Source organism: Ancylobacter sp. Lp-2 (assembly GCF_020523795.1).
GTDB lineage: Bacteria > Pseudomonadota > Alphaproteobacteria > Rhizobiales > Xanthobacteraceae > Ancylobacter.
Genome location: NZ_JAJALI010000001.1, coordinates 170763 through 194104 on the forward strand (window position 1 = coordinate 170763; position 23342 = coordinate 194104).

At 69.0% G+C, this 23342-nt stretch carries 22 protein-coding genes; 7 read left to right on the forward strand and 15 right to left on the reverse strand.

The window, feature by feature from the left end; all coding sequences use genetic code 11:
* Positions 1-76 precede the first annotated feature (76 nt).
* Genes LGR54_RS00825 through LGR54_RS00850 form a run of 6 tightly spaced genes read right to left on the reverse strand, consistent with a single transcriptional unit; the run spans position 77 to position 6495 of the window.
* Entirely contained in the window at positions 77-973 is an 897-nt protein-coding gene (locus tag LGR54_RS00825) for a glycine betaine ABC transporter substrate-binding protein (RefSeq protein ID WP_230360090.1), read from the reverse strand.
* A 45-nt stretch (positions 974-1018) separates the two neighbouring features.
* Entirely contained in the window at positions 1019-2521 is a 1503-nt protein-coding gene (gene hutH, locus LGR54_RS00830; RefSeq protein ID WP_230360091.1) for a histidine ammonia-lyase, read from the reverse strand.
* Positions 2518-3279 carry a histidine utilization repressor gene (hutC, locus tag LGR54_RS00835; protein WP_230360092.1) on the reverse strand — a complete coding sequence of 254 codons (762 nt, stop codon included), beginning with the start codon at positions 3277-3279 and terminating at the stop codon, positions 2518-2520. The genes hutH and hutC overlap by 4 nt, the downstream gene beginning before the upstream one ends.
* Positions 3276-4145: a MaoC family dehydratase gene (locus LGR54_RS00840; RefSeq protein WP_230360093.1), complete on the reverse strand. Its 870-nt coding sequence runs from the start codon at positions 4143-4145 to the stop codon at positions 3276-3278. The genes hutC and LGR54_RS00840 overlap by 4 nt, the downstream gene beginning before the upstream one ends.
* 2 nt (positions 4146-4147) lie before the next feature.
* Positions 4148-4948 (reverse strand): SDR family oxidoreductase, encoded by an 801-nt coding sequence (locus LGR54_RS00845; protein WP_230360094.1) that lies wholly within the window; start codon positions 4946-4948, stop codon positions 4148-4150.
* Positions 4945-6495 (reverse strand): acyl CoA:acetate/3-ketoacid CoA transferase, encoded by a 1551-nt coding sequence (locus LGR54_RS00850; protein WP_230360095.1) that lies wholly within the window; start codon positions 6493-6495, stop codon positions 4945-4947. Before LGR54_RS00850 ends, LGR54_RS00845 begins: the two co-directional genes overlap by 4 nt.
* 362 nt (positions 6496-6857) lie before the next feature.
* Here LGR54_RS00850 and LGR54_RS00855 point away from each other — a divergent pair, with 362 nt between their 5' ends.
* The 3 genes from LGR54_RS00855 to LGR54_RS00865 all read left to right on the forward strand — a co-directional run bounded on the left by LGR54_RS00855 (position 6858) and on the right by LGR54_RS00865 (position 10464).
* Positions 6858-7682: an aldo/keto reductase gene (locus LGR54_RS00855; RefSeq protein ID WP_230360096.1), complete on the forward strand. Its 825-nt coding sequence runs from the start codon at positions 6858-6860 to the stop codon at positions 7680-7682.
* 29 nt (positions 7683-7711) lie between these two features.
* Positions 7712-8920 carry an MFS transporter gene (locus LGR54_RS00860; protein WP_230360097.1) on the forward strand — a complete coding sequence of 403 codons (1209 nt, stop codon included), beginning with the start codon at positions 7712-7714 and terminating at the stop codon, positions 8918-8920.
* A 110-nt stretch (positions 8921-9030) separates the two neighbouring features.
* On the forward strand, positions 9031-10464 hold the full coding sequence (locus LGR54_RS00865; RefSeq protein ID WP_230360098.1) for an amidase: 1434 nt from the start codon (positions 9031-9033) through the stop codon (positions 10462-10464).
* 15 nt (positions 10465-10479) lie between these two features.
* Here LGR54_RS00865 and mgrA read toward each other — a convergent pair whose 3' ends face one another.
* Entirely contained in the window at positions 10480-11511 is a 1032-nt protein-coding gene (gene mgrA, locus LGR54_RS00870; protein ID WP_230360099.1) for an L-glyceraldehyde 3-phosphate reductase, read from the reverse strand.
* 116 nt (positions 11512-11627) lie between these two features.
* Complete coding sequence (locus tag LGR54_RS00875) at positions 11628-12020, reverse strand: GFA family protein (protein ID WP_230360100.1); 393 nt, start codon at positions 12018-12020, stop codon at positions 11628-11630.
* Between the two features lie 230 nt (positions 12021-12250).
* On the opposite strand from LGR54_RS00875, the gene LGR54_RS00880 reads away from it, so the two are divergent.
* A complete protein-coding gene (locus LGR54_RS00880) occupies positions 12251-14275 on the forward strand; it encodes a primary-amine oxidase (RefSeq protein ID WP_230360101.1) in 2025 nt (674 codons plus the stop codon).
* Positions 14276-14311: 36 nt separating this feature from the next.
* On the opposite strand, the gene LGR54_RS00885 is transcribed toward LGR54_RS00880, so the two are convergent.
* The 3 genes from LGR54_RS00885 to LGR54_RS00895 are packed head-to-tail and all read right to left on the reverse strand — an operon-like array spanning position 14312 to position 17485.
* Positions 14312-14722: a GtrA family protein gene (locus LGR54_RS00885; RefSeq protein WP_230360102.1), complete on the reverse strand. Its 411-nt coding sequence runs from the start codon at positions 14720-14722 to the stop codon at positions 14312-14314.
* Between the two features lies 1 nt (position 14723).
* Positions 14724-16451, reverse strand: coding sequence for a hypothetical protein (locus LGR54_RS00890; RefSeq protein ID WP_230360103.1), 1728 nt, complete (start codon positions 16449-16451; stop codon positions 14724-14726).
* The gene (locus LGR54_RS00895; RefSeq protein WP_230360104.1) at positions 16448-17485 is read right to left on the reverse strand and encodes a glycosyltransferase family 2 protein; all 1038 of its coding nucleotides are present in this window, start codon (positions 17483-17485) and stop codon (positions 16448-16450) included. The genes LGR54_RS00890 and LGR54_RS00895 overlap by 4 nt, the downstream gene beginning before the upstream one ends.
* A 106-nt stretch (positions 17486-17591) precedes the next feature.
* Between LGR54_RS00895 and LGR54_RS00900 the strand changes: the two genes are divergently transcribed.
* Together LGR54_RS00900 and LGR54_RS00905 are read left to right on the forward strand one after the other, a co-directional pair.
* Complete coding sequence (locus tag LGR54_RS00900; protein WP_230360105.1) at positions 17592-18461, forward strand: ChbG/HpnK family deacetylase; 870 nt, start codon at positions 17592-17594, stop codon at positions 18459-18461.
* A gap of 65 nt (positions 18462-18526) precedes the next feature.
* Complete coding sequence (locus LGR54_RS00905) at positions 18527-19735, forward strand: M23 family metallopeptidase (protein ID WP_230360106.1); 1209 nt, start codon at positions 18527-18529, stop codon at positions 19733-19735.
* On the opposite strand, the gene LGR54_RS00910 is transcribed toward LGR54_RS00905, so the two are convergent.
* The 3 genes from LGR54_RS00910 to ftsE are packed head-to-tail and all read right to left on the reverse strand — an operon-like array spanning position 19711 to position 22078.
* On the reverse strand, positions 19711-20403 hold the full coding sequence (locus LGR54_RS00910) for a YdcF family protein (RefSeq protein WP_230360107.1): 693 nt from the start codon (positions 20401-20403) through the stop codon (positions 19711-19713). The genes LGR54_RS00905 and LGR54_RS00910 overlap by 25 nt on opposite strands.
* A 12-nt stretch (positions 20404-20415) precedes the next feature.
* On the reverse strand, positions 20416-21426 hold the full coding sequence (locus LGR54_RS00915) for an ABC transporter permease (protein ID WP_230360108.1): 1011 nt from the start codon (positions 21424-21426) through the stop codon (positions 20416-20418).
* The gene (gene ftsE / locus LGR54_RS00920; protein WP_230360109.1) at positions 21419-22078 is read right to left on the reverse strand and encodes a cell division ATP-binding protein FtsE; all 660 of its coding nucleotides are present in this window, start codon (positions 22076-22078) and stop codon (positions 21419-21421) included. The genes LGR54_RS00915 and ftsE overlap by 8 nt, the downstream gene beginning before the upstream one ends.
* A gap of 172 nt (positions 22079-22250) precedes the next feature.
* On the opposite strand from ftsE, the gene hpt reads away from it, so the two are divergent.
* Positions 22251-22817, forward strand: coding sequence for a hypoxanthine phosphoribosyltransferase (hpt, locus tag LGR54_RS00925; protein WP_230360110.1), 567 nt, complete (start codon positions 22251-22253; stop codon positions 22815-22817).
* 38 nt (positions 22818-22855) lie between these two features.
* Here hpt and LGR54_RS00930 read toward each other — a convergent pair whose 3' ends face one another.
* Complete coding sequence (locus tag LGR54_RS00930; RefSeq protein ID WP_230360111.1) at positions 22856-23314, reverse strand: helix-turn-helix domain-containing protein; 459 nt, start codon at positions 23312-23314, stop codon at positions 22856-22858.
* Positions 23315-23342 lie beyond the last annotated feature (28 nt).

Genomic DNA, 23342 nt, shown 5'->3' on the forward strand with positions numbered 1-23342 from the left:
CGACGGGCGGTGCCGGTCGATCGAGGGCAGTGGCGCGGCGGCCGGAGGTGAATCCTTCCGGCCGCCGCCGCCGGCATCAGGGAAGAAGGCCTTCCTGCTTCAGGAATTCCTTCGCCACGTCCTTCGCCTCTTCGTGGTCGACCTCGACCTTGGCGTTCAGCACCCGCATCTTCTCATTGTCGAGATGCGGGCCGAGCACTTCGAGCACCTCGACCAGCTTCGGATTGGCGTCGATCACCTGCTGGCGGACCACGGGGGCGACGTAGTAGGGCGGGAACAGCCCCTTGTCGTCCTTCAGCGCGACGAGGTTCTGGGTGTTGATCTGCCAGTCGGTGGCCGCGCCGTTGGCGACGTCGATGTCCTTCTGCGCCAGCGCGTCATAGCGCAGGCCCAGCTTGGCGAACTGCTTGAATTCCTTGAACTCGGCATCATAGACGCGCTTCAGGCCGGGCAGCCCGTCGGCGCGGTCCGGGAACTCGGCGCCGCCGCCGAACACCAGCTTGTTGGAGACCTTGGCGAGGTCGGACAGCGTCTTCAGCTTGTCGGCGTCGGCGGTTTCCTGGCGGACGACGATCACATAGCCGTTGTTGATGCCAGTCGGCTTCAGCCAGGCGAGGCTGAACTTCTCGGCATAGAAGTCCTTCACCTGCTTGTAGACCGCGTCGGCGTCGGTCGACATCGTGCCCTTCACCACCGCCGACAGCGCGGTGCCGGTATATTCGGGGTAGAGGTCGATCGCCCCGGTGGTCAGCGCCTGATGAGCGATCAGCGTGCCGCCGAGATTGATCTTGCGCTCCACCTGGAAGCCGGCGTTCTCCAAAAGCGCGGCGTACATCTCGGCGAGGATGTACTGCTCGGTGAAGTTCTTGCTGCCCACCTTGATCGGCTCGGCGGCGGCGGCAGGCTGGGCGGTGACAGCGACGACGGCGGCGACCACCGCGGCGGCGGCGGACAGGATCGACAGTCTTTTCATGCGCGTTCTCCCTGATGTCGTGGAGAGGAATGGGTATGGCGGCGGCTAGGGTTCGGATGTTTCGACCAAGGCGGCGATGGCGGTGAAATCGGCGGCCTGCGAGCGGTCCTCGTGCAGCGGCGCGACGCGCGCGCGGATCGCGCGATAGACCTCGCCGGTGCCGGCTCCCAATTCGCCGGCCACGCCGCGCAGTTCCACCGCCTGGGCGGAGGCGGCGAGCTCGATGGCGACGAGGTAGCGCATCCGCTCGATCATCGCCTCGATCTTGGCGAGGACGCTGGGGGCCAGCGACGCCTGGTCCTCCACCCCGTCGGCGACCGGGATCGGGGTGAGCGAGACCGGCGCGGCGAGGCTGCGGATCTCCACCTCCAGCAACGAGACGGTCTTCTGCACCGTCGCGAAGCCGGTGCGGCTCTGCCCGAGCGGGGTGAGGAAGCGCGGCAGGTCGGAAAAGCCGGCCGAGGTGATCTTCATCGTGCGCCAGGCGATGGCGGCGGCGCAGTGGGCCAGCGCCTGGCCGAGCCGCTCCCAGGCCAGCACGAAGGCGGTCATGTCGAAATTGCCATGCGACAGGATGAGGCCTTCCTCGGCGAGCACCACCGGATTGTCGCCCGAGCTGGCGATCTCGATCCGCGTCGCCTCGCGCGCCTCGGCGAGCGCATGGATCAGCGCGCCCCACACCTGCGGCGCGCAGCGATAGCTCAGGGGATCCTGCAGCCGCCGCGCCGCGCCCTCGGCGAGCAGCGAGCCGCCCGCCAGCAGGCCGCGCAGCCGGGCGGCGGCCTCGCGCTGCCCGAAGGCGGGCCGGGCCGCGAGGGCGCGGTCGTCGAAGGCCGTCACATTGGCGCGGAACGCCTCGAAATTGAGCGCCACCGCCGCCAGCGACCAGGCGAGCAACCGGTCGAGATCCTCCAAAGCGAGGCACGCCCGGCCGACCGACAGGCTGTTGGCGACGACGAGGGCGTGGCCGTCCTTGGGCGCCAGCGGCAGCGGGCTCAAGCCGGCGGCGGCCAGCGCCTCGCCGGCCGGCATGACGGTGCCGCGATATTCCGCCTCGCCGTCGCCCAGCAGCGCCCGCCCCATATGGGCGAGCGGTGCGAGATCGGCGGCGCCGATCGAACCGAGCGAGGGCACCACCGGATGCACGCCGGCATTCAGCGCCGCGACGAGGCCGGCGAAGACCGGCGGCGACACGCCGGAACCGCCGGCGGCCATGCTGGCGACGCGCACCGCCATCATCGCCCGTACCGCCTCGCGCGGCAGGGCCGCGCCGACGCCCACGGCGCGGGCCTGCGGCACCCGCAACTGGAAGGCGACGAGATCGTCCACCGCCAGCTTGGTGTCGACGCCGGCGCCGAGCCCGGTCGTCAGGCCGTAGACCGGCACCTCGGCGGCGACATAGCGGTCCACCACCGCCCGGGCGGCGGCGATCCGCGCCTCGACCTCAGGCGAGACCACGAGGCGGGCATCGCGCCGGGCGATGGCGGCGATGTCCCCGGTCAAGGGGGCGGAGCCCGAAAACGAGACGGCGTTCCCGGTGGCGGTCATGGCATGGACTCCTGCGGCAGGCGGACGGGTTTGGCCGGACATTCACGCGAACGGGCTTCCAGCCGGTACTTGTCGCCGGGATAGGAGAGCAGCGCACAGGTCACCACCGCCTCGCCCGACCACGTGCGGCGGAACACCCGCAGGCATGGCTGGTCCGGCTTGACGCCGAGCAGCCGGCGGATCGTCGCGTCCGGCCGGATCGCCTCGACGAAATGCTCGAAGGCGGTGATCGGCGCGACCTGCGAAAGGTATTCGTTCGGGGTGATCCGGGTGAAGTCATTGGCGAGATAGTCCGGTGCGACGACAGGATTGACGTAGCGCTCCTCCATCTGGATCGGCTGGTCGTCCTCCAGATGGACGATCAGCGTGCGCATCACCTCGATGCCGGCCGCGATGTCCAGCGACTGGGCGACACCAGCATCCGCCGCGATGCGCTCGGCGACCACCACCCGGGCGGTGTGCGCATGGCCGCGGCCGGAGATCTCCTCGGCGATGTTGCGGATCTGCAGGAGATCGACATCCTGCCGCTGCGAGGACACGAAGGTGCCGAGCCCGGCGGAACGCGTCAGCACGCCCTCGAACATCAGCTCGCGCAAGGCGCGGTTGGCGGTCATCCGGCTGACCCCGAAGGCGGAGACCAGCTCGCTTTCGGAATAGACGCGGTCGCCGGGCTTGAGCTTGCCCTCGGCGATCAGCGCGACGATGTTGTCCTTGATGCGCAGATAATGCGGCGCGTCACCCGCCGGCCGGGTCTTCATCGCGCCAGCCTCGCCGTGCCGTGGTCGAGCACGGTGACATCCCGCGCCGGCACCCGCACCCGGAAGTGCAGCTCGTTGCCCGCCTGCCAGACCGCCACTTCCAACGTGTCGCCGGGATACACCACGCCGGTGAAACGGGCGGCGATGGCGCTCACATCGGCGAGGCCGGGCGCTCCCATGAGCCGGCCGATCGCATAGCCGGCAAGGCCGAAGCTGCACAGGCCGTGCAGGATGGGACGCAGGAAGCCGGCCTGAAGCGCATAGGCGGGATCGGAATGCAGCGGGTTGCGATCGCCGTTCAGGCGGTAGAGCAGCGCGGCATCGCCGGCCACCGCCAGCGACAGCAGCGCATCGGGCGCCCGCTCCGGTACCGGCGGCAGCGGCGCCAGCGGCGTGCCGGCCGAGCCGCAGCCGCCATCGCCGCGGCAGGCATTGGTCTGCAGGATGGTGGCGACCAGCGCCGCGTCCGGCCGATCATCCTCGGCCAGCACCGCGATGGTGCGCTCGAAGGTGGCGAACATCCCCTTGCCGGGACCGCGATCGACCACCGACACCATGCGGGAGCGCGAGACCAGCGGCGTGTCGAAGGGCACCGGCCGATGCAGCGTCAGCCGGTGCTCGGAATGCACCAGCCGCTGCCAGTCGACGCCGGCATCCTTCATCCACGGGCCGGGATGCGCCAGGATATTGGCGAGAGTCGGCGTCGGCACCAGGCCGTTTTCCTGCGTCCGCCGCAGGTGCTCGGCATCGAGTGGCTCGCGGCCATAGCCGACCGACAGCGCGTAGAGCATGGCGTCGCGAGCGCTCGCCACGCCCCTGCCCTCGGGAATGGGGAAGTCCATGAGATCGCGGGCGGAGACCGGCATGCTCAGACTCCCTTGCCGGCGGCCGGCTTGCGGACCCCGCCGGCGAGCCGGATGCCGCCATCGACCGACAGCAGTTCGCCGGTGACGAAACGGGCGCCCTCGACCAGCCACACCACCGCCTCGGCGACGTCCTCCGGCGTGGCGACGCGGCCGAGCGGCGCGGTGCCCGAGAAGCGGGTGGCCAGCGCCTGATAGGCGTCCTCGCCCAGCGTCTGGCGCATCCAGCGCGTGTCGATCACGCCGGGGCATACCGCGTTGACCCGGATCTCCGGGCCGCAGGTCCGCGCCAGCGCCAGGGTCAGCGCGTTGAGCGCGCCCTTGGAGGCGGTGTAGGCCAGCGAGGTGCCGCCGCCGGTGAAGGCGACATTGGAGGAGACGTTGACGATGGCACCGCCGCCGGCAGCGCGCATGGCGGGGATCGCCGCCCGGCACATCTGGTAGGTGCCGACCACGTTGACGCCGAACACCTTCTGGAAGTCCTCGCCCGACAGCGTCTCCAGATCGAACGGATCGGACTTCACCGTCACCGCTGCATTGTTGATGAGCGCGTCGAGGCGCCCCCAGCGCGCGACGGCCCGGTCGACCATCATCCGGCACTCGGCATCGTCCGAGACGTCGGCCCGCACCAGTTCCACCTCGGCGCCGAGCGCGGCGCAGGCCGCCGCCGTCTCCTCCGCCTCGGCCTGGCTGCGGGTGTAGTTCACCACCACCCGCGCACCCTTCTCCGCCAGCATCCGCGCGCAGGAGGCGCCGACCCCGGTGGCCGAGCCGGTGACGATGACGACGGCTTCATCGAGCTTCACGGGCGGGCATCCTTCATGGCGGCGGAGGAGAACAGGCGGGCATCCATCGTCGCCAGCCGCTCCGCGACGGCGACGCCGGGTGGCAACCGGTCGATGACATGGGCGCGCGGGTCGATCCCCGGCGCCACCTCGGTCAGCGTCAGCCGGCCCTCGACGACCTCGAACACCGCCCGCTCGGTGATGACGAGCTGGCGCTGCCCCGCCGGTGCGGCGGCCGGATCGGAGCTGACCTGCGCCACCTTCTCGACGATCTTGCAGGCGTCGCCGTCCTTCATGATCGACAGCCCGCCCTCGACGATGCGGATATCGGCGCCGCCGCGCGAGAAGGAACCGAGATAGGCAACGCTGCCGGCGCTCTGCGCGATATTGGTGAAGCCGCCGACGCCGACGATGGTGCGGCCGAAGCGGCTGACATTCACCGCGCCGCGCGCATCGACCTCCGCCATGCCCAGGAAGGCGACGTCGAGCCCGCCGCCGTCGTAGAAATCGAACTGCGAGGCCTGCGGGATCACCGCGCTCGGATTGACCGCCGCCCCGAAGGATAGCTCCTCGGCCGGAATGCCGCCGATCACCCCGGATTCGATGGTGACGGTGTAGTCGTCGAAGCCTTCCTCGCGGGCGATCCGGCCGATGCCGGCGGCGATGCCGATGCCGAGATTGATGGTCGGGTGGCGATGCCCGGGGAGCTCCAGGAAGCCACGGCGCTGGATGACCTTGTCGAGGGTGAGCGGCAGCGGATCGAGCCGGCTGACCGCCGCCCGGAAGCGCCCGGTATAGGCGAGGTTGTCGGTCTCGCCGAAGCTCACGCCATGCTGGGCGGGATCCTCGCAGACCACGACATAGTCGACCAGCGCCCCGGGAATGCGGACATCGGTGGCGGGCAGCGAATGGCGCTCGGCGATGCGCTTGACCTGCACCAGCACGATGCCGCCGGAATTGCGCGCCGCCTGTGCCATCGCCAGCACATCGAGCGAGAACGCCTCGTCCTCCAGCGTGACGTTGCCGTCCTCGTCGGCGGTGGTGCCGCGCAGCAGCGCGCAGTCGATCGGCAAAGCGGGATAGAGCAGCCAGTCGCGGCCGCGCAGCGTCACCCGCTCGACCAGCTCGGCGGTGGTCGCGGCATTCAGCCGTCCGCCGCCATGGCGCGGATCCATGAAGGAGCCGAGCCCGATATGGGTGACGACGCCGGGCTGGCCGGCGGCGATCGCCCGGTAGAGCTGGGCGATGACGCCCTGCGGCCAGCAATAGGCCTCGATCTTGTCGGCGACGGCGAGTTCGCCCAGCCGGGGGGTGCCGCGCCAGCCGCCGGCAATCACCCGCCGCACCAGGCCCTCATGGCCGAAATGCCCCATGCCGCGCGTCTTGCGGTCGCCGGTGCTGGCGGCGAACAAAAGGGTCAGCCCGCGCGGCGCTGCTTCGGACAGATAGCGCGCCTCGACGGCGGCGGAGATCGCCTCGGGATGGCAGCAGCCGCCGAATCCGGCCGCCGCGACGGTCATGCCATCCTTCAGAAGACGCGCCGCGTCCGCGGCGGAGACGATCTGCATGCCCTGCTTCCTGCTGCCCTGCTTGGCGGTCGCGACCTGTATATACAGGCATGACCGATGGGCACCGGCAAGGCAATATTCGCCCGGGTCCAAATGTTGAGCATCGACCGTCCCGACGAGCCACGGACGGGGCATCGCCGAGGCCCGCATGCGCCGGAACAGCCGCCTGTGAAACGATTTCACAGATGCTGTGAGGCCGGACGTGTTCTCACGGCGGCGGGACGGCACTATGTGGGGATCATGCAAGACCGTACCGCCCCCGATTCCGCCGACCGGACAACCCGCGCCCTGGCGTGGAAGATGCTTCCGGCACCGGAAGCGTTCGAGGCGGCCGAGGTCGTCTGATCATCAGGAGACTATCCATGCAGACCGTCACCGTCAGGGGTGCCGCGATTCCCGCGCTCGGCTTCGGCGTCTTCCGCATGTCGGAAGCCGAGGTGGAGCAGGTGGTCCCCGCCGCGCTCGAGGCCGGCTTCACCCATTTCGACACCGCGCAGATCTATGGCAACGAGGCGGCGCTCGGCCGCGCGCTGCAGGCGGCCGGCGCGCGGCGCGACCAGCTGTTCCTGACGACCAAGGTCTGGGTCGACAAGTACAGCCCGGACCGCTTCGCTGCCTCGGTGGCCGAGAGCCTCGACAAGCTGAAGGTCGACCAGGTGGATCTCCTGCTGCTGCACTGGCCGGGCGACAAGGTCGCCATCGCCGAGCAGATCGCCATGCTGAACGAGGTGCACGCCGCCGGCCTCACCCGCTTCATCGGCGTCAGCAACCAGAACGTCGCCCAGCTGCGCGAATCCGTGGCGCTGAGCGCTGCCCCCATCGTCACCAACCAGATCGAGATGCATCCCTATCTCGACCAGCGGGCGATGACGAAAGCTGCCGCCGCGGCGAATGTTAGCCTGACCGCCTATTTCGGCATGGCCGACGGCGAGGTGCCGCGCGATCCGAAGCTGGCCGCCATCGGCGCCCGGCACGGCAAGACCGCCGCGCAGGTCGGGCTGCGCTGGCTGATCCAGCAGGGCTTCGTCGCGCTGTCCAAGACGGCGAAGCCCGAACGGGTCGCCGAGAACATCGCCGTGTTCGACTTCGCCCTCAGCGACGAGGAGATGGCGACGATCGCCTCGCTCGCCCGGCCGGGCGGACGGCTGGTCAGCCCGCCCGGCCTCGCTCCCGCCTGGGACGACTGAGCCGCGAACCGACAAGCAGGAAGCAAGAAATGGACGCGACAACTTCGAAGGCCCGACCCGGAACGCGCGAGGCGAACGGGTTCAACTGGCCGCTGCTCGCCCTCGCCATCGGCGCCTTCGGCATCGGCACCACCGAATTCGCCCCGATGGGATTGCTGCCGGTCATCGCCCAGGGGGTCGACGTCTCGATCCCCACCGCCGGGCTGCTGGTCAGCGCCTACGCCATCGGCGTGATGATCGGCGCCCCGGTGATGACGCTGGCCTTCAGCCGGTTCGGCAAGCGCACCGCGCTGATGCTGCTCATGGGAATCTTCACCCTCGGCAACCTGCTCTCCGCGCTGTCGCCGGACTACTATACGCTGCTGGCCTCCCGCCTCGTCACCAGCCTCAACCATGGTGCCTTCTTCGGCCTCGGCGCCATCGTCGCGGCGAGCGTGGTGCCGAGGGAGAAGCAGGCGAGCGCGGTAGCCACCATGTTCATGGGTCTGACCATCGCCAATATCGGCGGCGTGCCGGCTGCCACCTGGATCGGCCAGCAGATCGGCTGGCGCATGGCCTTCGCCGGCACCGCCGTGCTGGGCCTTGTCGCCATCGCCGCGCTGTGGCTGGCCCTGCCGCGCGGCGAGCCCGGCAAGGTGCCGAACGTGCGGCGCGAGCTCGGCGTGCTCACCCACCCCACCGTGCTGCTCGCCATGTCGACGACGGTGCTGGGCGCCGGCGCCATGTTCACGCTCTACACCTATGTCGCCCCGGTGCTGGCGGAGCTGACCGGCGCGTCCGGCACCTTCGTCACCCTCGCTCTGGTGCTGATCGGCGTCGGCTTCACCCTCGGTAACGGCCTCGGCGGCCGGCTGGCCGACTGGTCGCTCGATGGCGCCACCAAGATCTTCCTCGCCGCGCTGGCGGTGATCATGGCAGCGCTGCCGCTGCTGCTCACCAGCCATATCGGCGCGGCGATCGGCCTGCTGGTCTGGGGCGCCGCCGCGTTCGCCATCGTCCCGCCGGTGCAGATGCGGGTGATGCAGGCCGCCGCCGAGGCGCCCGGCCTCGCCTCCGCCATCAATATCGGCGCCTTCAACCTCGGCAACGCGCTCGGCGCGGCGCTCGGTGGCGGCGTGATCAGCTTCGGCCTCGGCTACGCGGCCGTGCCGGTCGCCGGCGGCCTGCTGGCGGCCGGCGGGCTGGCGCTGGTGTGGCTCGGCCGCACCCGCCCGGTCGCCCGCACCTGCGACGCCTGAAAGCGGGCGAGGATCCCGCCGATATCGGGGTTGATTTCCCCGCCTGCCCGTCGCTTCTAGGGCATGAGCGACCGGCAGGCGCCGGCGCGTCGAGCAGGCAGGGGATATCGATGTCGCTGATGGACCGGACGGCAACCGAGCTGTCGCACCTGATCGCTTCCCGGCAGGTGAAGCCCTCGGAAGTGATGGCGGCCTATCTCGCGCGTCTTCCCGCCGTCAATGCGGCGATCAACGCCATCGTCGCCCCGCGCGACCCGGACGCGCTGATGGCGGAAGCCACCGCGCTGGACGAGGTGCCGCCGGCCGGCTGGCTGCACGGCCTGCCGCTGGCGGTGAAGGATCTGGTGAGCGTGCGCGGTATCCGCACGACTTTCGGTTCGCCGCTGCATCGTGACAACGTGCCGGCGCAGGACGATCTGCTCGCCGCCCGCCTGCGCTCCGCCGGCGCCATCTTCACTGGCAAGACCAATACCCCGGAATGGGGGCATGGCAGCCACAGCTTCAACCCGGTCTACGGGGTGACGCGCAATCCCTACGATACCCAGCGCGCCGCCGGCGGCTCTTCCGGCGGCGCGGCGGCGGCGCTCGCCGCCCGGCTGGTGCCGGTCGCCGATGGCTCGGACATGATGGGCAGCCTGCGCAACCCCGCCGCCTTCTGCAATGTCTATGGCTTCCGGCCGAGCTGGGGCCTCGTCCCCGGCGATGCCGACGGCGACACCTTCATGGCGACGCTGGCCACCGACGGGCCGATGGCGCGCACCGTCGAGGACCTCGCCCACCTTTTGGAAACGCTGGCCGGCGAGAACCCAGAAGTGCCCTTCGGCCGCCCGACGGCGCCCTATGCCGCCCAGCTCGACATCGACCTGTCCGACCTGCGGGTCGGCTGGCTCGGCGACTGGGGCGGTGCCTATCGCTGCGAGCCGGGCATCCTCGACCTGTGCCGGCGGGGGCTCGGCGTGCTGGAGGATCTCGGCGCCCGCATCGATGTCCTCGCCCCGCCCTTCCCGGCCGAGGAGCTCTGGACCGCCTGGACGCATCTGCGCGGCTTCCTCAACAACGGTTCGAAGGGTGCGTTGTGGGCCGATCCCGCCAAGCGCGCCCAGCTGAAGCCGGAAACCGTCTGGGAAATCGAATCCGGGCAGGCGATCACCGCCGCGCAGGTCTATGCCGCCAGCCTCACCCGTTCGCGCTGGTACGCGAAGGCCGCCGCGCTGTTCACGCAGTACGACGTGCTGGTCATGCCCTCGGCGCAGGTATGGCCGTTCCCGGCGGAGTGGCGCTGGCCGCAGGCGATCAACGGCCACGCAATGGACACCTATCACCGCTGGATGGAGATCGTGGTGCCGGTCAGCCTGATCGGCCTGCCCTCGCTCGGCGTCCCCTGCGGTTTCGGTCCGCAGGGACTGCCCATGGGCATGCAGATCATCGGCGCCACCGGTACCGACGCCCGGGTGCTGGCCGTCGGCCACCACTATCACCAGGCGACGCGCTGGCCGGAACACAAGCCGCCGCTGCTGGCCGCCGCCGAGACGGCGGCCTCCTGAAGCCGGCGGCGTCCCTCAGAGGGTCGAGGAGACCCGCCACAGATCGGTGCCGCCGTCCTTTGCATGGCGGTCGATGGCGGCGAGTTCCTCCGGCGCGAAATCGAGGTGCTTCACCGCGTCGAGCGAATTGTCGAGCTGCTCGACGGTGCGCGCGCCGATCAGCGCCGAGGTGACGCGCGGGTCGCGCAGCACCCAGGCGATCGCCATCTGCGCCAGCGTCTGGCCGCGCGCGCCGGCGATGTCGTTCAACGCCCGGATGCGCGATAGGTTCTCCTCGCTCAGCATCGAGGCCCGGAACGAGCCCTGCTTCACCGCGCGCGCATCGTCCGGCACGCCGGCGAGATATTTCGAGCTCAGCAGCCCCTGCGCCAGCGGCGAGAAGGCGATGCAGCCGGTGCCGAGTTCGGCGAGCGTGCCCAAAAGCTCGTCCTCGATCCAGCGGCTCAGCATGGAATAATTGGGCTGGTGGATGAACAGCGGCACCCGCTCCGCCTCGAGGATCGCCGCCGCCTGTCGCGTCAGCGCCGGCGAATAGGAGGAGATACCGACATAGAGCGCCTTGCCCTGGCGATAGAGATGGGCGAGCGCGCCCATGGTCTCCTCCAGCGGTGTCGTCGGATCGACCCGGTGCGAATAGAAGATATCGACATAGTCGAGCCCCATGCGCTTCAGCGACTGGTCGAGGCTGGCGACGAGATATTTGCGGCTGCCGCCGACCCCGCCATAGGGGCCCGGCCACATGTCCCAGCCCGCCTTGGTCGAGATGATCAGCTCGTCGCGATAGGGGCGCAGATCGCTGGCCAGCACGCGGCCGAACATCTCCTCCGCCGAGCCGGGCGGCGGGCCGTAATTGTTGGCGAGATCGAAATGGGCGACGCCGCGATCGAAGGCCCGGCGCAGGATCGCCCGGCCGGTCTCAAACACGTCGGTGCCGCCGAAATTCTGCCAGAGGCCGAGCGAGACGAGCGGCAGGTCGATGCCGCTGGTGCCGCAGCGGCGATAGGACATCGCCCCGGCATAGCGGTCGGCGGCAGGGGTATAGGTCATGGTCCGGCGTCCTTCGCTTCCGTCAGTCTCGTGCGATGATCGAGCACCCGGTTCGGGATGCCGAGCTCGGCATATACCCCGCCAGGCCGCGCGGCGCTCTCACGGCTTTCGGCGCCCTACTCCTCGAAGCGGTCGGCGGCATCGCGATCGCGGTCATAGCGCCGCGCCAGCGGAAACGGCGGCAGCCAGGATTCGCGGCGGATGGTCCAGAGCTCGTAGGTGGGCCTCAGCTGGTCGGGCGCATCCAGAGCACCCAGGTTCACCTCGATTTCGTCCGCGCTGCGCCCGAAGACGGAAGAGCCACAGCGGGGGCAAAAGAACCGCCCGGCATAGTCGCGCGTCTCGCCTTCGATCGTCACCGCCTCCTGCGGAAACACCGCGGAGGCATGAAACAGCGCCCCGTGATGCTTGCGGCAGTCGAGGCAGTGACAAAGGCCGACCCGGTAGGGCCGTCCCGACGCCACGAATCGGACGTCGCCGCACAGGCAACCGCCGGTGAACCGGTCCATGCTGCGTCTCCTCCAAAATCGGCGAGGCTCCCGGGAAGCCGCCAGCCCGCGCCGCTCCCGAGGCGCGGATCGCAGCGGCGGGTCGGCTGACGATCCAACCCACCCGACCGCCGATCTCCATTGCCGCGTCGGCGCAAATTATCGACTCGTCAGCGCCTCAAGCAATATAGGGAGCGGCAACAGTCGACATTCTGTCGGAAAGCGAAATGCCAACCCAACCGAGGGCCTCCATGTCATTCGACGACACGTTGCCGCAGGCTTCCACCGGCCCGACGCGGAATGCCGCCGCTCCCGCTTATCCGCTCGATCCCCTGAATCTCGACGAGATCGCCACCGCGGTCGCCCTCCTCAAGGCCGAGAAGGCGCTCGGCGAAACCGTCCGCTTCCCGATTGTCCGGCTGGAAGAGCCGGCGAAAGCCGAACTCGCCGGCTTCCGCGCCGGCACCGTGCCGCCCCGCCTCGCCTTCGTGCTGACGCTCGACATCGCCTCGGGCGCCAGCTTCGAGGCCATCGTCGACCTGTCGGCGGGGACGGTCGCCTCGTATGACCGGCTGCCGACCGACGAATTCCCCTATGGCCAGCCACCGATCATGATCGAGGAGTTCCTGCGGGCAGAGGAGACCGTCAAGGCCGATCCCGCCTGGCGGGCCGCCGTCGCCAGGCGCGGCATCACCGAAGCGGACCTGCCGCTCGTCCAGATCGACCCGTTCTCCGCCGGCTACTTCGACCGCGACGGCGAACGCGGCAAGCGCATCGTGCGCTGCGTCGCCTATTGGCGGGGCGACATCCGCGACAACGGATATGCCCACCCCATCGAGGGCGTGGTGGCGGTGTTCGACCTCATCGCCAACCGCATCATCCACCTCATCGACGAGGAGAAGATCGTCCCGGTTCCGAAGAAGCCGCACAATTACAGCCGCGAGGCCTTCCCCCAGACGCGCGAGGGCCTGAAGCCGCTGCATGTCGTGCAGCCGGAAGGGCCGAGCTTCACCGTCGACGGCTGGAAGGTCGAGTGGCAGAACTGGAGCTTCCGGATCGGCTTCACCCCGCGCGAGGGACTGGTGCTGCACGAACTCGGCATTCGCGACGGGGAGCGGCTGCGGCCGGTGATCTTCCGCGCCAGCATCACCGAAATGGTGGTGCCCTATGCCGATCCTACCGCCAACCATTACTGGAAAAGCGCCTTCGACGCCGGCGAATACGGCCTCGGCCGCCTCGCCAACTGCCTGGAACTCGGCTGCGACTGTCTCGGCCACATCCATTATTTCGACGTGCCGGCCGCCGACGATCTCGGCCAGCCCATGCTGATGAAGAACGCCATCTGCATGCATGAGGAGGATTACGGCATCCTCTGGAAGCACTACGAATTCCGTAACGGCATCTATGAAGTCAGGCGCTCGCGCCGGCTGGTGATCTCCTTCTTCGCCACCGTGGGTAATTACGACTATGGCTTCTACTGGTATCTCTACCAGGACGGCACCATCCAGCTGGAGGCCAAGCTCACCGGCATCATCCAGACCGCCGCGGTGACGCCGGGCGAGGCCTATCCCTGGGGCGGCATGGTCGACGAGGGTCTGGGCGGGCCGACCCATCAGCACTTCTTCAACGCCCGGCTGCACATGGACGTCGATGGCGGCGGCAATACTGTCACCGAGCACGACTTCGTGCCGCGCCCGTGGGGCGACGACAATCCCTATGGCAACGTCTTCGACACCACGACCAGGGTGCTGAAGCGCGAGCGCGACGCCGCGTCGCTCGCCAATGGCGCGACCGGCCGCTACTGGAAGGTCTCCAACCCGAACGCCGCCAACAGCGTCGGCAAGCCGACGGGCTACAAGCTGGTGGTGACGCCCACCCCGGTGATGCTGGCGCAGGACGACGCCTTCGTCGCCCGGCGCGGCGGCTTCGCCAAGAAGCATGTCTGGGTGACGCCGTTCCACCCGGCAGAGAAATACGCCTCCGGCGACTATCCGAAGGTGAATGCCGGCGGGCAGGGACTGCCGGCCTATGTGCAGCAGAACCGCGCCATCGAGAATGCCGACCTCGTGCTGTGGCATTCCTTCGGCCACACGCATGTGTGCAAGCCGGAGGATTTCCCGATCATGCCGGTGGAATATGCCGGCTTCATGCTGAAGCCAAACGGCTTCTTCGCCGGCAACATCGCCATGGACCTGCCGGCAGAGAAGAACGCCCATTCGCGCGACAACCGGGACGATCCGGCGGCCCCCTCCCCGAGCAAGTCCTGCTGCAGCTGAAACGGACGTGGACGGTTCGCCGGCCTTGTCACCTTGTCAGGGGCGGGCCGGGCGGAAAGTCCAGAGCAGGTTGCCGGCATAGTGCCAGACCACCAGCAGGCCGGTGGCCATCAGCTGCGACGGCAGATAGGGCAGGCCGAGCCCACGGGTGAAGCCGGCCATCATCAGCGCGTTGAGCACCAGGCCGCAGCCCGCCACCAGGAAGAAGCGCGGCGCCGCCTCGCTATGCGGGCGGTCGCTGCGAAAGGCGATGCGGCGGCTGAGCAGGTAGTTCACCACGCCGCCGGTGAGAAAGCCGGCGGTGGAAGCCACGACCGGATCGATCCCCGCCCCGCTCGCCAGCGCCACCAGCACCGCGTATTGCGCCAGCGTGCCGAGCGCGCCGAGCGCCGCGAACAGCAGGAAATGGCGCAGCCGGGCGATCAGCGGGGTGGCGGCGAGGTCCATGTCACGGCACCTTGCGGGCCACGGTCGCCGAGCCGGGACCGTGGAAGGAAACCGCCGGCGTGTCCGGATCGGCATCGTCGTCCCAGGGCAGCGGCTCGACGACCGGCGAATGGCGCGCCCTGAGGTCGACCACCATGGCGAGCGGCACGCCGAGCCGGCTGATGGTGCGGTAGGTCAGGCCCGGCACGAGGTTGTCGCAGCCGACATTGCGGGCGGTGAGCAGGAAGTCGGCGTCGTCCCAGCTTTCGGTCAGCTCGAGATCCGGGCCGAGGAAAGGCTGCACCTGGCCGTCCTCGGCACAGATCGCCACCTTGTAGGGCTTTGCCGGCGGATGGGCTTCGACGCCCTCGCGCAGTTCGGTCGCCGCCTCGCGGATCGTCGCCGACCAGTAGTCACCCTCGAAGCGCCCGTCGGCACCCGCCAGCCCGCCAACGAGTTGGTTGTAGCCGACATACTCATAGGGATGCAGCGCCACGAAGCTCGCGGCGTTGAAGGCGAACAGCGAGCCGGCGACCGCCGCGGTGGCGAAGCCCAGTCCCGGCGAGACCCGCAGCGCCGCCCGCCACAGCGCCGCGATGCCGAGCGCGGCGGCGATCGTCGCCGGCGGGATCACGAACAGGAAGTGGCGGATGCCGTTATAGAGCGGGGGATGCTCGGCCAGCGTGAACGCCACCGGCACCGCCAGCGCTAGCACCAAGGGCAGAAAGACCAGCGCCCGCCGCCGGTCGTCGGCATTGGCGCGCAGCAGTGCCAGCACGCCGAACGGGATAGCGGCGATCAGTCCGAGCAGCGCCACGTCGGGCAGCTTGATGAGCAGGTATTCGCTCATATAGAAGCCCGGCACCTCGCCGATCGGCACGTCCTTGCCATTGATCAGCGTGCTCAGGTCGAAGCTGAAATGGCTGAAGGCGCCCATCGCCTCGAAGAGATTGGTCGGCGGCAGCACCGACCACGGCCAGGCGAGCGCCATCACCGTCAGCGCGACCAGCCCGGCCGGCACGAGACGCAGCACCAGACGGGCCACGAGCCGGACGTCACGATGGATCACCCCGGCCGCAACGACAGTCAGTCCGAGATAGAAGATCGCGAACACGCCGCCCACCCGCAGCCCCAGCGCGCAGCCGACCGCGAAGCCGAGGCCGGCCACCGTCCGCCAGCTCGGCAGGCCGGGCAACGCCGCCGCCACGCAGGTGACGAGATAGACGCTCCACGCCATGGTCGCCGCGAAGGGCACGTCCTTGGTGTGGGTGAACATCGCCCCGCCATACATGCCGGTGACGGCGAGGATCGCCACGGCGAGGATCGCCGCCTTCTCGCCGGCCAGCAGCTTGGTCCAGCGCCACACAGCCACCAGCCCGGCGAGGCCGAAGCCGGCCGAGATCAGGTGGCGCAGGTCATAGACCGGCAGGCTGACATAGGGCTCCAGCCCGGCGGCGATCAGGTCGAACAGCCCGCCATAGAGATAGAGGTTGATGTAGTGGAAGGCACGGTCGTCCTTGAAGCCGCTGCCGTACCACTGCCAGAGTAGCTGGCCGTAGGTGTGCTGCACCGGCTCGTCATTGCTGATGCCGTAGTCGCGGAAGACCACCAGCACCCAGGCGGTGAGCCCGGCGAAAAGCGCGAGACTGACGACGCGCGTCAGCGCCTGCGACTGCCAGGCGCGCGAGCAGAGCACGCCGAGGCGACCGGCGAGGGTGGCCGGCGTCGGCCGGGAAGCGGCGAATGTCACGGCTGCGTCTCAACCAGCGGAGAAAGGGGAGCGGCAAAAGGAGAAGAAATCGAGGTCGCGGGCACATAGCCGACCTCGTCGGCGACGATATACAGCGGGCGCTGTTTCACTTCCGTGAAGATGCGGCCGATATATTCGCCCATCACCCCGAGGCTGATCAGCTGCACGCCGGAGAGAAACAGCGTCGAGACCATGATGGTGGCGAAGCCCGGCGTCTTGACGCCGAAGAACAATGCCTCGCCGATCAGATAGACGCCGTAGAGCGCGGAGAGCGCGGCGAGGCCGACGCCGATCAACGACCACACCCGCAGCGGCACCATGGAGAAGGACGACAGGCCGTCCACGGCGTAGCGCAGCAACCGGATGAAGTTGAAGGAACTCACCCCACTGGTGCGCTCGGCAACCTCGAAATCGACATCGGCCTGCTGGAAGCCGACCCAGCTGGTGATGCCCTTCATGAAGCGGTTGCGCTCCGGCAGGGCGTTGATGGCGTTGACCACCCGGCGGTCGAACAGGCGGAAGTCGCCGGCGCCCTCGGGGATGTCCACTTCGCACATCAGCCGGAAGAAATGGTAGAAGCCCTGGCTGAACAGCCGCCGGGCCAGCGGATCGGTGCGGCGCGAGCGGCGCACGGCGGTCACCATCTGCGCGCCACGACTCCACGCCTCGATGAGCTGCGGCACCACCTCCGGCGGATGCTGCAGATCGGAATCCATCAGCACCACGACATCGCCGGTAGCCGCGCGCAAGCCGGCGGCCATCGCCGCCTCCTTGCCGAAATTGCGGGCGAAGCGCAGCCCGCGCACGCCGGCGTCGTTGACACCGATCGCCGCCACGCGCGCGAAGCTGTCGTCGCGACTGCCATCGTCGACGAAGACGAATTCGCGGGCGAGCCCGGGATAGGCGTCGAGCACCCGGCAGAGCCGCCGGTGCAGCTCCTCGAGATTGCCAGCTTCGTTATAGACGGGGATGACGAACGAAATCAGCCGGGGCACGCGATTCGGCGCCGTGCTTTCGGGCGTACTGTGAATCATTGCGGAACTTTCCGGCTCGGACGTCTAATAGTCGGCAGCGGTCTTATTTGCTGCTTATTCCAAGGTTAAGTATAAATCAATTGCGATATTTTTAGGGCCTCAAGAAGTGACGGCATCCGCGACTTCACCCATAGTAATCTGCGCCGATGACTTCGGTTTAAGCAGTGGCGTTTCCGCAGGCATCATCGAATTGATTACCTTGCGGCGCCTGTCCGCCACCGGCGCGATGACCGGTCTACCGGGCTGGCGGCGACATGGCGACGAACTCGCACGCCTTGTGCGGCATGCGCCCGCCGACGTCGGATTGCACCTTACCCTGACCGGTCAGCGGCCGCTTTCGCGCGCGCAAGGTCTTGCTGCAAATGAACGATTGCCTTCCATCGGCACGCTCACCCGTGCCGCGCTCACCCGCACCCTGCCGCTCGAGGCGGTACGCGCCGAAGTAAAGGCCCAGCTCGATGCCTTCGAGGATGTCTGGGGGGCGCCGCCAGACTTTCTCGACGGACACCAGCATTGCCACATCCTGCCGGGCATACGCCGGGTGGTGATCGAGGAGCTTGCCGGCCGCTATGGCACGTCGCCCTGGCTGCGCTCCTGCGGCGAAAAGCTGCAACGCTCCGCGCGTCGTACCGGCTTCGCCAAGGCGGCGGTGATCGACGCCTTCAACACCGGGCTGCGGGCGCGGGCGGCCCGATCCGGCCTCGCGACCAATGACAGCTTCCGGGGCTTTTACGACTTCTCCGACCGGGTGCCCTACGCGCAGGTGTTCCGTGGCAGCATCGCCGACGCCGCCAACAGCGGCCGGGTGCTGGTGCACTGCCATCCCGGCCGGGTCGATGCCGAGCTGGTCGCACTGGATCCGCTGACCACGCCGCGCGAAGGCGAGCTCGCCTATCTCGCCTCCGCCGCATGCGGCGAGGATCTGGCACGCGCTGGCGTGCGGCCGGCCCGTTTCGCCGAGCTGGCGACCACCTAGCGCGACAACGCTTGCCGTCCGGCACGGACTGGGCGAGGTTGCCGATCTCGCTCGGAGGTATCGCCATGTTACGCGTCGCGGCCGTCGTCCTTCTCACCCTTGCCGCGCTGGCGCCCGCCGTCGCCCAATCGCTGCGCGAGGGCGAGACGCTGAGTTCGATCACCGTCGCGCCTCTGGCGCCGCCGCATCCGGTGCGTGGCGGCGATGACCGCACGCATCTCGCCTATGAGCTGTCCATCGGCAATCCGAGCCGCCTCTTCGTGACCCTGCACAAGGTCGAGGCGGTGACGCCGGACGGCACCGTGCTTGCCACGCTGGAAGGCGAACGGCTCGCGACGATGTTGCAGCGCTTCGGCGGCGAGGGGCCTACCCTGGCGCCGGGCACGGTCGCGACGCTGTTCATGGACGTCGCGCTGGCGGGGGACGCACCGGTCCCCGAACGCCTCGCGACCCGGGTCGGTGCCACCCGCCAGGACGCCGACAAGGACGGCAAGCCGGTGCCGATGCCGGCCGACACGCCATTCCCGTCGGACTATGTTTTCACCACCGCGCCCTTCGCCATCGGCAAGCCGGCGGTGGTGGTCGAGGCGCCGCTAAGAGGCAAGGGCTGGGTCGCGGTGAATGGCTGCTGCGACGCCATCACCTCGCATCGCGGGGCGGTGATGGCGGTGAACGGCCTGTCGCGGGTGCCCGAGCACTTCGCCATCGATTTCGTCAAGCTCGACGATGCCGGCCACCTGTTCAACGGCGCGCAGGGCACGCTCGCCAGCTACGCCTTTTACGGCGCTCCGATCCATGCGGTCGCCGACGGCACCGTGGTCAATCTCTATGACGAGGCGGAGGAGCAGGTGCCCGGCCAGCCTGCCAAGGGCATCACCACCGCCAATGTCGGCGGCAACATGCTGGTCGTCGACATCGGCGACGGCAATTTCGCCTTCTATGCGCATCTCCAGCGCGGCAGCCTGCAGCGCAATGGCGGCAAGCTGAAGCTCGGCGACCGGGTGAAGGCCGGCGATGTCATCGGCCTTTTGGGCAACACCGGCAATTCGTCGGCGCCGCACCTGCATTTCCACGTGATGGACGGCCCCTCGCCGCTCGATGCCAACGGCCTGCCCTATGTGTTTCGCCGCTTCACCGGCATGGGCGTGCTGCCGCCCGAGGAGGACGACGCGCTCGAGAGCGGCCGGGCGCTGAGGATCGACACTGCCCGCCTGACCGGACCGCAGGCCGATGCGCTGCCGCTGAACGATCAGGTGGTCGATTTCGGCGAGTGAGGCCGCGACAGCGCCGTCAGTTCGTCGGTCGTCGCCGGCGACGGCCTTATGCCGGCATAGGCGGCGAGATATTTCACATATTCGAGCAGCAGCATGCGGCCGGAGGCGAGCACGCCCCAGGGTCCGGGGCGGACGACGCCGGCAACCGGATAAGGCAGCAGCTCGACATCCGGCATGGCGCGCTCCATCTCCACCAGCGCGCGCGGCATGTGCCAGCCCGAGGTGACGACAATCAGCGAGCGGAAGCCGAGCCGATGCGCCCATTGCGCCGCTTCGATGGCGTTGCCGCGTGTATTGAGCGCCGAGCGGCCGAGTTCAGCGCAGCAGTCGAGCACCGTCTGCGCCACCGGCACGGTGCGGCCGATCTCGACCAGCGTGGTCTCCGGATGCACCCCGGTGATCAGCAGGCGTCGCCCGCGCTGGTCGGCGAGCAGGTTGGCCGCCTCCGCCACCCGGTCGGCGCCGCCTGTCAGCACCACGATGCCGTCGGCCGTGCGCCCGGTACGGTCGTCCGGACCGAGGATGCAGAACAGGAAGGCCGCGAAGCCGACGAGGAACAGCACCACCGCCGCCGCCAGCAGGCCGGCGACGCGCGTCAGCAGCCACCGGACCCGACCCGGGCGGGCCGCGGCGTCGCGATGCGGCGAGGCTGATTCGCTTTTCGTCACGGATAGGCCACCTCAGCTGATGCCGCGCAGCGTCCGATAGACGGTGATGCGGGAGGTTACCGCCGTAACCAGCGCCACCAGCACCGACGCGCCGAGAATGCCCCCATAGCCGCGCAGGTCGAGCGTCATCGCTCCCAGCAGCGTATCGGCCGGCGTGCCGGAACCGATCCAGTGCGGGAGGGTCGAGGCCAGGAAGAACACCGCCATGGCGGTACCACCGCCGAGCACGCCGCCCTTCAGGCCGACGGCGAGAAAATGATGCTGGAATTCGGCAGCAATGAAGCCGTCGCGGGCGCCGACGAAATGCAGCACCTCGACGATGGAACGCGCCGCATCCACCGCCGCGCGGGTAGCGAACACCACGCACAGCACGGTAGCGGCGGCGACGAGCGCCAGCACGGCGAGCCCGATCGCCACCACCGCGCGGGCGGTGGAGGACAGGCGCTGCGTCCATTGCCGGTGATCGTCGAAGCTGGCGGACGGCACCTGCTCGGCCAGCGCCGCACGCAACGCCTCGACAGTATCCGGGCCGGCATCCGGCGCCAGCGTCACCACGACGAGGCGCGGCACCGGCAGGCTGGAGACATCGAGCCCCGATCCCAGCCACGGCTCCAGCAGCCGGGCCGTCTCCTTGGTATCGAGCGCGCGGGCCTCGGCGATGCCGGGGGTCGCCTTGGCGACGCCCACCGCCTTGGCGAGGGCCGCCTCGACGTCCAGCCCGCCGCCGGGCTTGATCTGGATGGTGGTTTCGCGGGCGATGTCGGCAGTCCATTCGGAGGCCACCGACCGGACCGCCGCCACCGAGCCGATGGTGATGCCGGCGAGAAATGTCATGATCGCCACCACGGCGACCAGCGCCCCGCCGGTGACGGTGGCCGACGGCACGATGGCGCGCGCCCCGCGCCCATGCCGGGAGCCGCCGGCTTCGGCGGCGCGGCCGCCCGGCAGCAGCGCCCGAAGCCTCGCCCACAGGCCGGGCCGGGCGCCGGAAAGCGGGTCGGAGATGTGATGCGCCTCACTCATAGACGGTCAGCCGCCCCTGATTGATGACCAGCCGGCGAGCGTCGAACTGATCCATCAGCGCAATGTCATGCGTGGCGATCAGCACCGAGGTGCCGGTCTTGTGCAGCTCGACGAACAGCCGCAGCAACCGCCGTGCGAGGCGCGGATCGACATTGCCGGTCGGCTCGTCGGCGAGCAGGATCTCCGGCCGGCTGATCAGCGCGCGGGCGATGGCGGCGCGCTGCTTTTCGCCGCCCGACAGCACCGGCGGCAGCACATGCATGCGCTCGCCGAGCCCGACCCAGCCGAGCAATTCGGTCACCTCGGCGCGATAGCTCGATTCTTCCCGCTCCTGCACCCGCAGCGGCAGCGCGACGTTCTCATAGGTGGTGAGGTGATCGAGCAAGCGGAAATCCTGGAACACGATGCCGATGCGCTGGCGCAGCGCCGCCACCTCATCCGGGCCGAGTGCGGCAACATCGCGACCGAACACATTGATGAGGCCACGCGTCGGGCGCAGCGACAGGAACATCAGCCGCAGCAGCGTGGTCTTGCCGGCGCCCGAGGGACCAGTCAGGAACTGGAAGGAATGCGGAGGAATGCCGAAGGTGACATCCCTCAGCACCTCGGGGCCCATGCCATAGCGCAGGCCGACATTCTCGAAACGAACCAATCTGCAATCCTCAGGACATAAGCACGTGCCGCCGGCGACCATGCCGGCCTTGTCCTAACATAGAGTATGCGCCGTTGTCGGGAATCCGCCTGCCGGACAGGGTGGCTGGACGCGGGGCGGTCGCCCGGTCCATCCTGCTTTCCGTACGCGCATTCGACGACCAGGAGACATTATGAGCGAAGCGGATACCGGAGCCCAGACGGCCTCGCCGAAGATCGAGGTGCTGTTCGACGCCGAGACCATCGCCACCCGCAACCGCGCGCTCGCCGACGAGATCGTCGCCGCCAAGCCGGAGAAGCTGGTGGTGATCGCGGTGCTGAAGGGCAGTTTCGTCTTCGCCGCCGACCTGATCCGCGCCATGCACGACGCCGGGCTGGCGCCGGAGGTGGAGTTCATCACCCTGTCGAGCTACCGCGATTCGCAGGTGTCGGCCGGCTACGTCACCGTGCTGCGCGACATCGACAGCGAGGTGAAGGGGCGCGACGTCCTGCTCATCGACGACATCCTCGAATCCGGCCGCACCCTCGCCTTCGCCAAGGACCTGCTGGCCGCGCGCGGCGCCCGGCGGGTGATGGTGTGCGTGCTGCTGGAGAAGTCGCACAAGCGGGCGGTGCAGATCGATGCCGACTTCGTCGGCTTCAAATGCCCGGACTATTTCGTGGTCGGCTACGGCATGGACGTCGCCCACGCCTATCGGCAGCTGCCCTTCATCGGCCATATCCCCCAGGCCGAGGGCTGACGCGAAGTCTGGGGCTGACGCACGGGAATACCGAGCGCTTAGCCGCCGAGCCGGCCGGCCAGGACCGCCGGCTCGCCGCCCTGGTGATAGGCGCACTCGCCGTGATCGGCGAGGATCTCGATCACCCGGCATGCGCCGACATGGCCGTGCGAACACCCCTCCACCATGCGAATCAGCTCGGCGCGCAGGGCCTGCAGGCTGGCGATGCGGTGCTCCACCTCGGCGAGCCGGTCGCGGGCGATAGCATCGGCGGCGGCGCAGGGCTGCTCGGGCTCGTCCTGCAGCTTCAGCAGCGCACGGATCGCCTCCACCTCGAAGCCGAGCTCGCGGGCGTGACGGATGAAGGCCAACCGCCGCACGTCGCCGGCGTCATAGGTACGACGGTTGCTGCCGGTGCGCGGCGGGCTGGGCAAGAGCTCGATGCTTTCATAGTAGCGGATGGTCGGCACCTTGACCCCGCTGGCCTTCGCCGCCGCGCCGATGCTGAGATTGGCCATATCGAAATCCTCGAAATCGCCTCTTGAT